Raw genomic sequence first — 14477 nt, 5'->3', positions numbered from 1 at the left:
TAATCTGAAATGCGTCAGTTTGAGTGAAATTCTGTGAAGAATTTTGTATCGAAAGCCAGAATTTCAGTACTAAAAACCTATTCTCGATACAATTTTTCTCCGTTTCACTATGAAAAACCACTCGAATTGACAGTTTTTATGGAATATCTAATATTAATCGAACTCAGGTTTTTAATATAAAATATACAGTTTTGTGCATATAATTGTACTAGTCCCACCTCTCTCCTTAAAGGAAGGATATATATTCCCCTATTGAGGTCTAGGGGAATATATAGGGAGTAAGGGAAATAATAGTACTCCATATTATAGTAATAAATCAATAATCATGACATATGATGGTATATAGCTACTTCTCTGTTGAAAGATGTACATCTATAGTTGCATATCCTCCATCATTAAAGGCTTTTAAGAAATCATAGTATCCATCTCCATTAAAATCACCAACTCTCCATTGTTGAGAAGGCCAATAGCCGCCCTGTTGGGTGCCTTTACGATAGGGCAAACCAAAATCTGAACCACTCGATTTGTACACGCTTAAATTGGCTTTTCCTAAAAAATCTTCAGCTACAAAAATATCGTCAGCCCCATCTCCATCAAAATCACCTGCTCCCCATTGTTGAGAACCCTCTTTAGTATAACTACCATATCTGGTAGCCCATCTATGATTAGAAAAACTAGAGCCATTAGATATACGCACATTAATAGTCGCGCGATGCGCATCGTTATAAATTTGTCCAATATCATCCTTACCATTCCCATCAAAATCGCCAACCACCCATTTTTGATATAAGGCATTCCAATATGGTCCTACTCTAGTTGCCCATCTACGTGAAAAGAAATTAGAGCCATTAGATACACGTACATCAATACTTGCACCATTTTCATGGTTAAAAACATGGGCAATATCACAAAATCCATCTCCATTAAAATCACCACTCAACCAGTGTTGATATTGAGCATCCCAGTACCCTCCTATCTTAGTGGCCCACCTTTTTAAAGTGAAACCAGAGCCATTAGATACATGCACATTAATAGTCGAATGATTTTCTTCGTTATAAATTTGTGCAATATCATCCTTACCATCTCCATTAAAATCACCGCTCACCCATTGTTGATATAGAGCATTCCAATACGGCCCCTGCTTAGTTGCCCATGTTTGTAAATAAAAACCAGAACCATTAGATATATGTACATTAATACTTGTACGATGATCATGGTTAAAAACATGTGCAAAATCCTCCTTACCATCGCCATTAAAATCACCGGTTAACCATTGTTGATATTGAGGGTCCCAAAATCCTCCTTGCCTAGTTGCCCATCTTTTTTGGGTAAACTCTCTAAGACCAGGATACATTTTTTTAATCCCTTCGATATCACCAGTACTTAAAAAACTTCTATTAGAGGCAAAAGGGGTTCCATTGAGATAGGTCATAGTAGGTTTTCTGAGACTTTTTGTGAAAGCATACGAGTCATACATCATAATACTATTAAAATCTAATGAAGAAGTAAATTCATTTCCGTCAGCCCCCAGTTCTTCATATTTCAAAAAATTAGATTCCCTACCTGATTCTATATTCTTATAATGAATTTTGACGTATTGGTCTCGATCTTTTCTACTGTGCTCATGATAGAGTCCTACGGCATGGCCAATTTCATGAATAATATTTCCTCGAGTACAATAAGTACCTTCACCTATAATAATCTCTTGCCGGCCTCCAACACGACCTACATAAGATGAACATCCATTACCTTTCTTAAAAAACACGTAATCTGATTGACTAGAGCCATTCTCTCGTCGTACAAATTTTAAGGGAGTATGAGTTTCCCAGTGTGCTATCGCACTTTTTATAGACTCTTTTTTATCTTTAGGTATACTGCTTTGTATCGCATAATAAACGGTTTTATTTGGCCATCGGGTATCAAGTCGTGTTCTCCCCACACTTTTTTGATTTTTTTGTTTAACCATGTTATCAGGAATTACTAACATATCCCCTTCCAAGATATAATTTTCTCCTATTTTTTCTACCATTACCTTTTCTCCATATAATTGAATCTCTACCCATTCTCCTGTCGTATTGGGATATGCTTTTTCAACAGAAACATTGGTATCCTCCAAAACATGTTCTACGCTTTCTTCTTCTATAGCCTCAGGTATCTCTTTTTCACAAGAAATAAGAAATGAACTTAATGCCACTGTATAAACGGTAAGCCTTTTAATTTTAAAATGATTTTTCATTAATAATTACTTTAAATTGATTGTTTAGTATTGAACTTTTCTTGGTTTTTTTGTAGCACAGAAGATTTTAAATCTCTTATATATTTAACAAGAAGAGGTTTTATCATCAGTAGGAGCTTCTTAAAAAGATTCCTAGGTTAAAAATAACAAGAGGGTGGGGCAAAATTACACTATATAGATAAGTGCAAAAAGCTCATTTTCTTCTAAAAAATAGGTTTACACCCACTGAATAAAGTGTTTATTACCATAAATTCCTTTGATCTGTATTTTGGCAATGATTGCAAACAATATGAACTTTACTTTTTTTTTCAATCTGCTTTAGAATTCAGGTTAAAATAAAACAAGTCCTAAAAAAACCTTTACAGTTTTGTTAGGACTAGTCACTTTTTAACCTTAAAAATTAATATTCTTTTTACTTGATCATCTTCTTAACATAGGTTCTACCATCTTTCGTTGTTATCTTCATGACATATAATTTTCTTTTAGGAAGACTACTAACATTTAGTGCAACTTTTGATGTATTTGCAAAAGACTCTTCTAATAAAAGATTTCCTACAAGATCGAATACAGCCACCCTACCCGATTCTACGTTAGGTAACTGTACATTAATATGATCATTTGCCGGAATTGGAGAAATCATAATATTTGCCACATCAGCACCTGCAGTACTCGATGACTCAGTATAACTTCCTACCAATGTTATTCCCGCAATATCATTTGATGCATTTACCAGTACATGATACACTCCTGGCTGTACTGGATCTGGGATTAAACACTCTTCGTTACTTGTATTCCCTATAGATGCACAAATTCTATCTGTAAATGTTGCTGGTGCATCAAGGTTTATATATAGATCGGCATCTCCTGTACCATTACCTTTTATTAATTTGAACGATAAATCTGTTGCTCCCGTAGGTACTACCATTATATAGCGACGTTCTTCTCCTTTTTTTGCCGTAATATCGGTAACCAGTACACCGTTTTGCAATACGGGTACTGATGGAATCGGTACTGTATAACTAGCTGTTAGCGTTAAATTATTAATCGCTTCTTTAAACGGGTTTACGAACACGAAATATGTTCCTGGCTGTACTGGATCAGAAATTTCACATCGCTCATTAGTAGGCCTAGAATTACTTTCTGATTTACAAATATTATCTGTAAATGTTGGCGCTTTTTCAAAACCTATATATAAATCTCCATTTCCAGAACCTCCTGCAGGTGTTGTTAACTCAAATACCAAATCTGTTGCTCCGACAGGTACCTCTAATGTATAATAAAATTTTGCTTCATCAGGGCCGCTGATATCTGTTATGGGCACTCCATTCTCTAATGGAATCGGAGTGGTGTCGCCCACAGGGGTAACCGTTACACTTACTGTTGCAGTACTTGTTACGTTATTTGGGTCTGTAAGCGTATAAGTAAATGAATCTGAACCTGTAAATCCTGCATTGGGTGTGTATGTAATTGAATTATTTGTCGCATTAACAGACGTAGTACCATTGGCTGGTGCAGTTGCTATTGCAATACTATCCTCATCTGGGTTAAAATTCTCATCATTTGCCAATACGTTGATCATGTTGACATCACTATCTTGTACAACACTTACTGTATCATTATTGGCTACAGGTGGAGTTGCCACAACTCCCACAGTTATGCTTACTCTTGCTGTATTGGTATCTCCATTACCATCCTGAATTCTATACACCAAAGAGTCTGAACCAGTATATCCTGCATTTGGGGTATACACGACACGATCATCGCCTTGTGTGTTAGTTCCTCTATTATCAACTGTTGCTGTACCGTTATCTGGTGCAGTTACAATTACTATAGGATTATCTGTACTAGCACCATCTCCTCTATACACATCGTTTACCAATACATCAATATTATTATTGGTACTATTTTCATCTACAGTGGCTGTATCATCTCTTGCGATTGGGCGAGGATTACCAGGACCGGGGGCACCAAACTCTGATGCTCCTGCATCATAAGAGCCATTTGCTGGGCGTTGTACTCCAAAGGCATCTTCAAAAGTGACTCCCAAAATATTTAGCATATCTGCTATACCAGGTGCTATTGTATCTAATTGTTCTTGATTAATTTGATCTATTAACTCTGAAGTTTCTTGCAAAGAAAAATCTGGATTAAAATCTGCTTGTACACCTGCAATAGAATTAAGATCTTGGTTTGTCCTTGTTTGCCAAGAAGATAGACCTTTTATTAAATTAGGGTTACCATTACTACAGCATTGAAAGATCATTGTTTCTGGATCATCAGTATAAAAATTATAATCAAACACAGTATGGTTACTGGGGTTCAACATCCAAACATTATATCTTGGATTATCAACCACATTAAAGGCTACACGTGTAATAGAAGCATTAGGCCTACTTTGCATACCAATTCCTACATTAGAAAAGGTATTGAAATAAGCATGAGTTTCAGTAGCGCCTCCTCCATTACTGTTCTCTATATTTATCCCAGATCCGGGTGAATCAAACGCAACATTTCCTACCAAATAATGACGCCCTCCACCAATTGATGATTCCATCATTGGTCCATTGCTATCACTTCCTCTGTTATTTAAAAAAATAATATCTCCTGTTTGTCTACAGTTGCCTACAGAGCAATCATCATCATTTTGAAAAAATAATTGCCCATTGCCTCCAGAACCGTTAGACCAGTTTATTTCTCGCATATCCCAACCATCACAATCTACTACCCAAACCCCGGCTTGTGCTTTAATGTCAACCGTATTTTCTCCTTCTCCATGACCTTTAAGCCTTCCTATACGTACCAGACCATTTATATTGTTCTGAAGGTGCTGATAAGAATCTCCACCATTACCACTACATAATACATCCAGAATCATACTTTCTGAGGCAGTACTATATCCCATAGCATGTACATCAAATTCGTCAAAATTAGAACCCCGAAATCCATTATTATGTATAGAACAAGAAAAAACACTAAGATTGCTAGATCTTCGAGTGCCTCCAAGATTAACAGCAGTACCATTTGTCATTCTGCCATAGGCTATCTCACTATGACGAACAACAGCATTATTTACTGACCCCCGGCCTCCGTATAATCTTACATTATAGAATGCCAGACCAGAAATCACAAAGTTTTGACCTTCGCATGTTAACGCCGTGGTTGATGGTCGATCGAGTGACGTACTTATTATGGGTTGAGTAACACTATTATCATCACCAAGTATAAAGATCGGGTTCTCTGCTGTTCCATTAAATGTCCATATATGTTTTCCCTGATTATCCAAAAAATATCTATCATCAGCGGTACCCCCTTTAATAACAATTTTAGCTCCGGCCTGAAAAACAGTACCTCCGGGAGGTAAAAACTGACGAGGTTGATTTGGTGTTCCTTTACTTCCAAAAGGAGCGCAATTAGTACAATTAAGATCTATATACCAGTCTATAGGAGATTCTCTTTCCGGCCATTCTTCAGGGTCTGATGGTGCGGCGATAAACAAACCCCACTGATCTGCTGGGAAACCTAAAGGCATCTCATAGTTTTCTGCACTGTTTACCTTAAAAGTGATAGTTGCACTAGTGGTTTGATTTCCTGTTGTCTCTACAGCATAATAGGTCATTGTATCGACTCCTTCAAAATCATCATTTGGGATATATACCAATCCTCGTGAATCAGGAATACTACCTGGTGTTGAAATTAACTGTTTCTTGTGGTAAATATCTCCATTTTTAGGAAGCTCTGCAATAACCCACTCTCTAAAAGCTGATAACCCAATAGTTTCAAAATTTTCACCGACTCCAGCACGCATTGGTATTTCTCTTACATAGGTTGGTGCTGTATCTTTATTTAACGGGCCATAATCAAAAAGAGGACTAGTAGCAGATAAATCAACATACTGCATTTTGTTCTCTTGCACATGATATGTGAAAGGTTTGGCCTTTCTAGGGATAATTAAAGGTGACGGAATTGGAATATTATCTTGAGGCATTGCAACATTGAGAGGTAATATCATGATTATCATCATGATACATTTAAATACATTTTTTTTCATTTTAGATTTGATTTGTGTTAAGGCGTTAAATTTTGTTTTTTCTAGAAGTATTCTGTAGATACAAATGAGTAGAAAACTGATATTGTCCTCAAAATTTTAAGTATTGCAACACAGTAAGTAGTTATCTTTTTATTGATATTTAAGCTCCTTATTTGGTTTCAAATATTTATGTAACCATTCTGCATTAAGGATCAAGGTGAAGAGGATTTACTCATACCTCTTCATCCTAAACCCTTTTTCTCCTTATTATTCATTACACAACAATGTATTGTAGGGAGAAAAACTCAAAACCAGACTAAAACTCAACTATATCCATTAACTTAGGGTCATTTAATAACTATAGCCTAATTTTGAGAAAAAACTAAGTAAGTTTTTTGTATAAATTTTCATCGCTTCAGTAAGAAAACAGAACTTCTAAAATTCATAATACTCTTTGTATACTTGACTAATATGTAACTAGTATTACATTAGTTATGAAAAGAGTGAGAAAAAAATCAATTTGTTCTTCTTAAAAAATAACTTGATTTTATAATTGTATATCCGTTTTAGCTTCATTCAGGACTTTTTACATTTTGAAATCGCAAATCTGCTTATAAACTCGCCAAAAAAAACTTTTTCAACCTTTTATAAAAATATATTAAGTATCAAAACGGACATACAATATCATAAATACAAGTGTCAATTCTTAAAAACTAAAATTGGTTTACTCTCTTTTTCAAATTTAGCTAAACATCAAGTTTCTATCTAAATGGACTAACCTGAAAAAACAATCATTATCCGATGAATTAAGTTTTTTTTAGCCAACAAACCAAGAATTTAAAACGCACACTAAAAAGCTCAGGAAATATCTTATACAAATAGAAGGAAATCGTTTAATAACAATACGTTATCTTGTTTTTTATTTAAGAAAATATTTAGAATTTTTATGATAATTATAACTAAGAATATTACAAATTCATGACTAAGTTTATGCGATAAATAAACAGCCATAATTCATTTTTAATAAAATTTAGCCTAATTCTTTATTAATTATATACTAAATTTTCAAAACCCCACCAATAATGATAAAAGATAATTTAGATTTAAAAATAATTCAATTACTAAAAAAAAATTCAAGATTTTCATATGCTCAAATAGGGCGAGAAATTGGGCTTTCTTCATCTGCAGTAGGTGAACGAATCCTAAGATTAGAAGATACAGGTGTAATATTATCTTATACCAGTGAATTAAATTATGAAAAACTAGGATACTCTTTATCTTCCTATATTTCTATGAGTTTTAAAGACAATCAGTTTTATCCCTTTTTAGAATTAGTTGGTAATTTTTCTGAAATCCTGGAGTGTAGTAGAATAACAGGGGTTCATTGTCTTATTATGAAAGTTGTAGTACGGGATAATTATCATTTAGAACAGTTTATCGATATTTTATCTCAATATGGAACTCCTTCAACTTCTGTTATCCTATCCGATATTGTGACCGGAGGAAAAATCACAAATAATAAATGTGTACAACTTTAATAATAAATAAAAACTGAGGTAGAATTCTCAAGATATCCAATAAAAAATAATAAGGGAAGAAGTATATCTACTAAAAGAGGGACGCCCTGGAGATTAATATATTTAGAAAACTTTAAAACAAAAGTTGAAGCATATCAGGTGGAATCAAATAATGGTTAACAGATTTTTTATATTTACTTAAAAAATACAAAAACGTATTTAGCAAGCCATTACCTGTAATTTATGCAAATTAGATTATTATCAAATAATAGAAAAAACAACTACAAATGGATAGTTACAATCTTATCTGGTTTTTTTATTTTTCTAGTATTGTTTGTATACAGAGCTTACCATATTGATAAGATACCAGCCATAACCGGGCACAGCATGTTTGTTAGATCGCTATCGCACGCATTTATAACCTCTCTTTCTTTTTATTTAGTTGAATTTCATTTAAGTCCATGGTTGACTATTGATAAAAAGGTTAAACCATTTGTAACTGCATTAATGGCTACGTTTATTGGACTTAATCTTTCATTTCTTGCATTCAATTATTTTTATCAGTGGACAGAATTATACTGGACAAGTTATTGGCCTTTTCTTTATGAGTATCCTCTTATTATCGCATTTCCGGTTACTTTAAGTATTTTAATTGACCACTTTTTAAGTCATTTTCACAATTCACCGAGTTCATTAATTGTGATTGTATCCAGTAATCAAAAGCAACGGTTTCAAATCAGTATAGAAAATTTACTTTATATCAAATCAGCAGATAATTACATCGAAATATTCTACTTGTCGAACCAACAGGTTAATATGCATCTGATGCGTAAAAACCTAAAAGATATTGAAGATGAGTTTGGTTTAAATCAATCTTTAATAAGGTGTCATCGAAGTTATATCATTAATTCTAATAACATTGATCATGTAGATAGATTAAACAATAAGGTAGAAGTGTATATTGCTGGTGAGGTTATTTCTGTATCTAAAAAATATGTCGGATCACTTGCTGAGAAGTTTCCTAAATTATTCGCCACACATTAAGAAATTTCGTACCAAAACACCTAAATTAATTGAGAAAGTCTATCCAGAGGTATTCTTTTGTACAGCACAACTAAATAAAAATATGCAAAAATATATTGTAATTGCCACATGCATTGTTCTTATATCATCATCCTGCTCTAAACAAAAGAGCGTAAATACCAGTTTCCTAACAAGTAAGTTGGATCGTCTATTTGAAATTGAACATCGTGAAAATCGGTTTAATGGTACTGTTGTGATAGGCACTAAGGATACAATAATCTATAAAAAATCGATAGGCATATCCAATAGAATCTGGAATATCCCAATGCAAATAGATCATCGTTTTGACATTTGTTCTATCAATAAATCATTTATCGCAGCACTAATTCTTATAGCGGTAGAAGAAGGTAAATTATCTCTTAATGATCATCTTACCGATCATATTAATACATATTCATACTCTGGAGAGTTTAATCATAATATCACAATTCATAACTTGCTGAGCCATACTTCTGGTTTACCCGATTATGGTCAGGTACATCCTAATCTTTCAAAAAATAAACACTTAAAATTTAAGCGGAAACACTTTGATAATACAGAGTATATTGATTTCATTAGTAAGATTCCTGCAGTAAGTGATCCAAACCAACAGTTTTATTACAGCAATTTCGCTTATCACTTGCTTATTATCATTCTGGAAGACCTTTATCAACTTCCTTTTTCTAAACTTTTAGAGCAAAAAATCACAAAACCTCTTAAGCTAGAGCATACTTTTAGTACTTCTGACAATCGTATTGTTTTTGAACATGTAGTAGAAGGATATAATTATAACGAAACAACTAACGACTGGACACGAAATCAATTTATTGATCTAACCCTTGGCAGAAGAATATTTTCATCGGCTGAAGATCTCTATCGTTGGGGAAAAGAAATGAGTTCTCCTATTCTTTTTAATGGCAAACAGATAGAACTTATGCAAACCAATCATTTATCAAAGATTAATCCCGAAATCTCTTATGGTTACGGTTGGGTCGTATTTGATGGAGAAAAGCAATATCGTATAGGAGATATCGGTGTCGATAAGAAATACATCATACATGGGGGAGCTACCGAAGGGTATAAATCTATGCTTATAAATATTGAAGATGGGGAGTATATTATCGCTTTTCTCGCCAATACAGGCGATCAGACAAATGAACTTGATCTTGCTAAAAAAATTACAGCACTACTATATACTACAGAAAATGAAAACTAGATTACTATTTCTAAGCATTACTTTGTTTGTTTCGGGCATCATAAATTCGCAATCAATAACTGGGTTATGGTCCGTAGATCAAGTAAGCATAGGAGACAAAAAAATGACTCCAATCGCTAAATGGTTTAAATACAATACTGATCACTCTTATCAGGCTGGTAATGGATGGTTACAAAATGACAAAGGTAGCTGGACATACAATAAAAAAGAAAAGCAATTTCTTCCTGAAAGTAAAAATGGTAAAGATGAGTACGGAGCTTTTAAAGTCGAATTTTCTAACAACAAAATGAAATGGGCGCGTATGGAAGACGGAATGAAAGTAATAGTTTCTTTATCCAGAATCTCTAATTTACCTAAATCCCCCAAAGATAAAGCTGTCGGAAACTGGCAACTGGTTTCTGTATACAAGAATCAAGAAAACATTACAAAATCTTACAATCCAGAAGGTAAAGAAGCTATTTTTATTCGCTGGACAGGAACGTACCGTAAAACACATCCGGATACTTCAAGATCAAATGGATATTGGTATATGAATGCACACAAACCCGAACTACACTTAATAGACTATAATCGCGCTATAGATGTTCAGGTATTTATAGTTACATTTCATGATAACATGATGACAATGAAACCTAAGAATAGCGAAAACATCACATTTACATACAAAAGAAAATAAAAGAGATCATAAATAATATACTTCTATTATACCTCCTCCCCTTTTTCTAAATGAATCTATCTTTTGTCTAAGACTCCAGTACGTCACAAAAAAGTGACACTTCGTACCAATCGCCTTTCTTTAAGCGATATATAAAGGTTTCAAAAATACTTTTGCTGGAATTAGAAATCAAAAAAATAAGAAACATTATGAAAAAAATTATTCAGAACTCTATGAGTTTTCTGTGTTTAATCATTGGCATATTGGGCCTAAACAGTTGTGAGAAAGACGACCTTTCTTCAATAAAAAACAATCATCCCTTTGCAATTACATCGGATCACACAAATACTACATATAGTATTAATATTTTGTATCCTCAGGCTTATGATTCTTCAAATAGCTATCATACCATCTATATGTTAGATGGAGATGACTATTTTAAAGAAGCAGCAGATATCGTTGCAGAATCTGGTAGAGAGGATATTATTCTTATCGGAGTGGGATATGCCAATAAAAACCAGAGAGGTAGAGATTACTCGTATCCTGAAGACAGAGATTTTCCAGGAACTTCGGGAGGCGCAAAAGAATTTATCAATTTTATAAATAACGAACTTATTCCTCATATCGAAAATGAACTTGAGATTGAAAGTGTCGACAGGACATTATTTGGTCATTCTCTAGGTGGATATCTTGCTTTGTATATATTATTTCAGCAAGATCAACCCAATTCTTTTGATAATATTATTGCTGCAAGTTCAAATTTCATGTGGTATAATGCATATCTATTCTATTTAGAACAGCACTACTTTGACACCCATGATTCGCTAGATAAAAATCTTTATATAACTGTTGGCGATTTAGAAGGAGCTTCTATCAACCTTTTTTACAATGCCTTTAAGGAAAAAATAAGTGAACGGTCTTATACCGACTTAATTCTACATCACGAGAGATTAAAAAACATTTCTCATAGAAACAGCCCAATGATCACCTTTAAAAAAGGATTATCTATAATTTTATAAATACAACATCATGAAAAACTATGTAGTAGTTCTTTTGTTTTTTCTTGCATTACCTGTTTGGGTTCAGGGACAAAAAGAAAACAAAGAATCAGGTCAAAAACGATGGAAATTAGAGCTTTTATACACTCAGGATATATTAAATACCAGTTATGGAAAAAACTATGGGTATATATTTAAAGGAAAATTAAAGTGCCTAGACAGCAAACATTTTACGTTATCCTATGGTACAGCTCATCAAAATAGTTACATAGCCGAAACAGATAATTTGTTTACCGATTATGTAGAAGGGTATACAAGAGATATAGGATTGTATTCTATTTTTGATGTTACTTATTACCCTTTTAACAAGAAGAAATTCTACCTATCGCTAGAACCTTTTATAGGAGCAACACATTTAAAATCAAAAGGAACTTTAAAAATACCACAATATTCGGTGTATGAAAAGTACAAAAATGAATATGTGTATTTTAATTATGGGGTTTCTCAATCTCTAGGCTACAACATTAATAATTTTAGTGTTAGTGCATTTGCATGGGTTTCTTTAAAAGGTTTTTTAGATAAAGGAAGAAACAGACCTGCAGATTTTGATTCCCGATTCTTCTTAGGATTAGGCCTTGGGTATACCTTGTAGAAAGTATACTTAATAATCACAATTTTTAAAAGTGTAATCTTTGATAAGATTACACTTTTTTAATAGTAAAAGCATCTTTAAATGCCTGAAATTTATTTCTTGACACAGGAACTTCATGAGGGACTCCTTCAAAACTAATGCGATAATTTCTGGCGTTACCAGAGGTCGTATTAATGTTTCTTATATTAATGACATACGATCGATGCGTACTAATAATAAATGCATAACTATTAAGTTCTTCTTCAAGCTTTTGAATCGTAAGTCGATATGGTTTACAATGTACTTTACCAGACGTTTTGGTAAAAACATCTATATAATTCCCTTCAGATTTAGCGAATAAGAAGGAACCAATATCTAGCTCCAGAACCTCATTTTTATTACTAGTTTGTATACTTATAATATCGGATACTTCACTCTTTGTAAATGTAATTCTAGATTCAAGCTGTTCATTGTATAAGGAGACTTTTTTTAAGTTTTCCTTTAAAAGAATGGTATAATTGATCCATACAAGAAGAAAAGCCGGAACAATACCAAGTAGAACAACATATAGTGATGAGTTTAAAAAATGTAATATGATATTATCAGAAGGCTCTTTACTAATTACAAGAGACAGGGTATTATTAAAAATAGTAATTACAAAAAGAAGTGAAACAATTAAAAGACATTCTTTTCCTATAGTCCAATTTTCTTTTAAATCAGGTTTAAAAAATACTCGGGGTATAACTTCGAGTACCAAGAGAATACTAAAAAATGTCATTAACCCTGCAAGTATACAGAGGAGCGGTTTTGAAAACACAAAGTTTGTATTCACATAACTTTCATCTACTGCTAATACATTAATAATGTAGATCAACATTCCCAGTACCAGAGCAATTATCAAATTTCTTTTGAAATAAAATAGATAAGGATAAGGTTTATGTATGATTTTGGTAATGTAATGTCGAGACATTAAGAACTATTTTTTAACCAAAAGTAATATTTTTAAGAGGTTTGAATCGTTTTTTTAATCCATATAATCTTTTCTTTTTTTAATTTCTTGCAGAAATTTTTCTTTATCCTGTTTATTAAATTTCTTTAGAATTTTCTTCATAAAAAAAGACCAAATGAAATATTTTTCAAATGACGGGTTCATACAATAAATCAATAGATTAGTATATAAGTGATATATGTTTCTGTAGTTTCCTTTAGTTTGCCAAGAATTTAATCAGCTTGTTTTTTTATTTCTTAATGCTAGTACATTTCCAAAAATAATAAGTCCAATTCCTAGAAAAGCGTATACATCAGGCTTGTATCCTTCAAAAACGGTAGAAATCGTTAAAGCAATTACCGGTATCACTACAATAACATAGGCTGCTTTACTTGCTCCAATTTTGCCTATTAAAGTGAGATAAGAAGTAAATGCAATAATAGATCCAAAAATGGTCAAATATACTAGTGATGAAATATAGGAAAATGAAGTGTCGAAATGTATAGATTTTCCGGTAAACAAGGCTATTAATAACATAGCAGTTGCACCATATAGCATTCCGAAACCATTGGTTTGAATAACGGGTAGTTTAAATCTACGTTGATTATTTGAAGAAGTAATATTTCCCAAAGAAGCAAAAATGATAGAGCAAATACAAAACATCAATCCTTTAAGTTGATCATTGGTTAAATCTATTCTTCTAAACTCGGCCTGGTATATCAGAACTGTTCCTAGAAGTCCGAAGACGGCTCCTATTATGATTTGTTTTTTTATTTTATCTCCTAAAAATATCGCTCCAAAAACTATATTCATAAAAATTAATGTAGAAAATGCTACAGCCACTAGCCCACTACTTAGGTATTGTTCTGATAAATATACCAACCAATAATTTGTTCCAAATAGTAGAATTCCTTGTAAAGCAATAAAAAAGTGTTGCTGCTTTGTAAATGATAATGGAAGTTTTCTAATCTTAGAATATCCCAATAGTATAATCCCACCTAATCCAAACCGATAGGCAACAGAAACTATTGGATCTACAGTTCCCAATTGATATTTAATGATATACCATGTAGATCCCCATATTAATGCTGGAATTATAAACAATAAGTAATTAGATTTTAGCATAGTTAAATAAATTTATTCTTTA

The 14477-nt window shown here is 32.8% G+C and carries 10 protein-coding genes; 6 read left to right on the top strand and 4 right to left on the bottom strand.

Annotated features, from left to right (window positions below; all coding sequences use genetic code 11):
- Positions 1 to 346 precede the first annotated feature (346 nt).
- Entirely contained in the window at positions 347 to 2236 is a 1890-nt protein-coding gene (locus tag NNH57_RS03840; RefSeq protein WP_108808736.1) for a M12 family metallopeptidase, read from the bottom strand.
- A gap of 412 nt (positions 2237 to 2648) precedes the next feature.
- Positions 2649 to 6284 (bottom strand): Ig-like domain-containing protein, encoded by a 3636-nt coding sequence (locus NNH57_RS03835; protein WP_108808735.1) that lies wholly within the window; start codon positions 6282 to 6284, stop codon positions 2649 to 2651.
- 1061 nt (positions 6285 to 7345) lie between these two features.
- Here NNH57_RS03835 and NNH57_RS03830 point away from each other — a divergent pair.
- From NNH57_RS03830 to NNH57_RS03805, 6 genes are all read left to right on the top strand, one after another.
- Positions 7346 to 7801 carry an Lrp/AsnC family transcriptional regulator gene (locus NNH57_RS03830; RefSeq protein ID WP_074410275.1) on the top strand — a complete coding sequence of 152 codons (456 nt, stop codon included), beginning with the start codon at positions 7346 to 7348 and terminating at the stop codon, positions 7799 to 7801.
- 366 nt (positions 7802 to 8167) lie between these two features.
- Positions 8168 to 8824: a LytR/AlgR family response regulator transcription factor gene (locus NNH57_RS03825; protein ID WP_159099295.1), complete on the top strand. Its 657-nt coding sequence runs from the start codon at positions 8168 to 8170 to the stop codon at positions 8822 to 8824.
- Positions 8825 to 8906: 82 nt separating this feature from the next.
- The gene (locus tag NNH57_RS03820) at positions 8907 to 10058 is read left to right on the top strand and encodes a serine hydrolase domain-containing protein (protein ID WP_159099294.1); all 1152 of its coding nucleotides are present in this window, start codon (positions 8907 to 8909) and stop codon (positions 10056 to 10058) included.
- Positions 10048 to 10734: a hypothetical protein gene (locus NNH57_RS03815; protein WP_108808732.1), complete on the top strand. Its 687-nt coding sequence runs from the start codon at positions 10048 to 10050 to the stop codon at positions 10732 to 10734. Before NNH57_RS03820 ends, NNH57_RS03815 begins: the two co-directional genes overlap by 11 nt.
- Before the next feature lie 188 nt (positions 10735 to 10922).
- Positions 10923 to 11732 (top strand): alpha/beta hydrolase, encoded by an 810-nt coding sequence (locus tag NNH57_RS03810; RefSeq protein WP_074410279.1) that lies wholly within the window; start codon positions 10923 to 10925, stop codon positions 11730 to 11732.
- A 10-nt stretch (positions 11733 to 11742) separates the two neighbouring features.
- Positions 11743 to 12363, top strand: a complete 621-nt coding sequence (locus NNH57_RS03805) for a hypothetical protein (protein ID WP_108808731.1) — start codon at positions 11743 to 11745, stop codon at positions 12361 to 12363.
- 49 nt (positions 12364 to 12412) lie between these two features.
- Here the strand turns inward: NNH57_RS03805 and NNH57_RS03800 are convergent, their stop codons facing one another.
- Together NNH57_RS03800 and NNH57_RS03795 are read right to left on the bottom strand one after the other, a co-directional pair.
- Positions 12413 to 13312 (bottom strand): LytTR family DNA-binding domain-containing protein, encoded by a 900-nt coding sequence (locus NNH57_RS03800; protein WP_074410281.1) that lies wholly within the window; start codon positions 13310 to 13312, stop codon positions 12413 to 12415.
- 255 nt (positions 13313 to 13567) lie between these two features.
- On the bottom strand, positions 13568 to 14455 hold the full coding sequence (locus NNH57_RS03795) for a DMT family transporter (RefSeq protein ID WP_108808730.1): 888 nt from the start codon (positions 14453 to 14455) through the stop codon (positions 13568 to 13570).
- Positions 14456 to 14477 lie beyond the last annotated feature (22 nt).

Source organism: Aquimarina spinulae, from assembly GCF_943373825.1.
In the GTDB taxonomy this organism is placed as follows: domain Bacteria; phylum Bacteroidota; class Bacteroidia; order Flavobacteriales; family Flavobacteriaceae; genus Aquimarina; species Aquimarina spinulae.
This window is presented reverse-complemented; position numbering and strand designations above follow the sequence as displayed.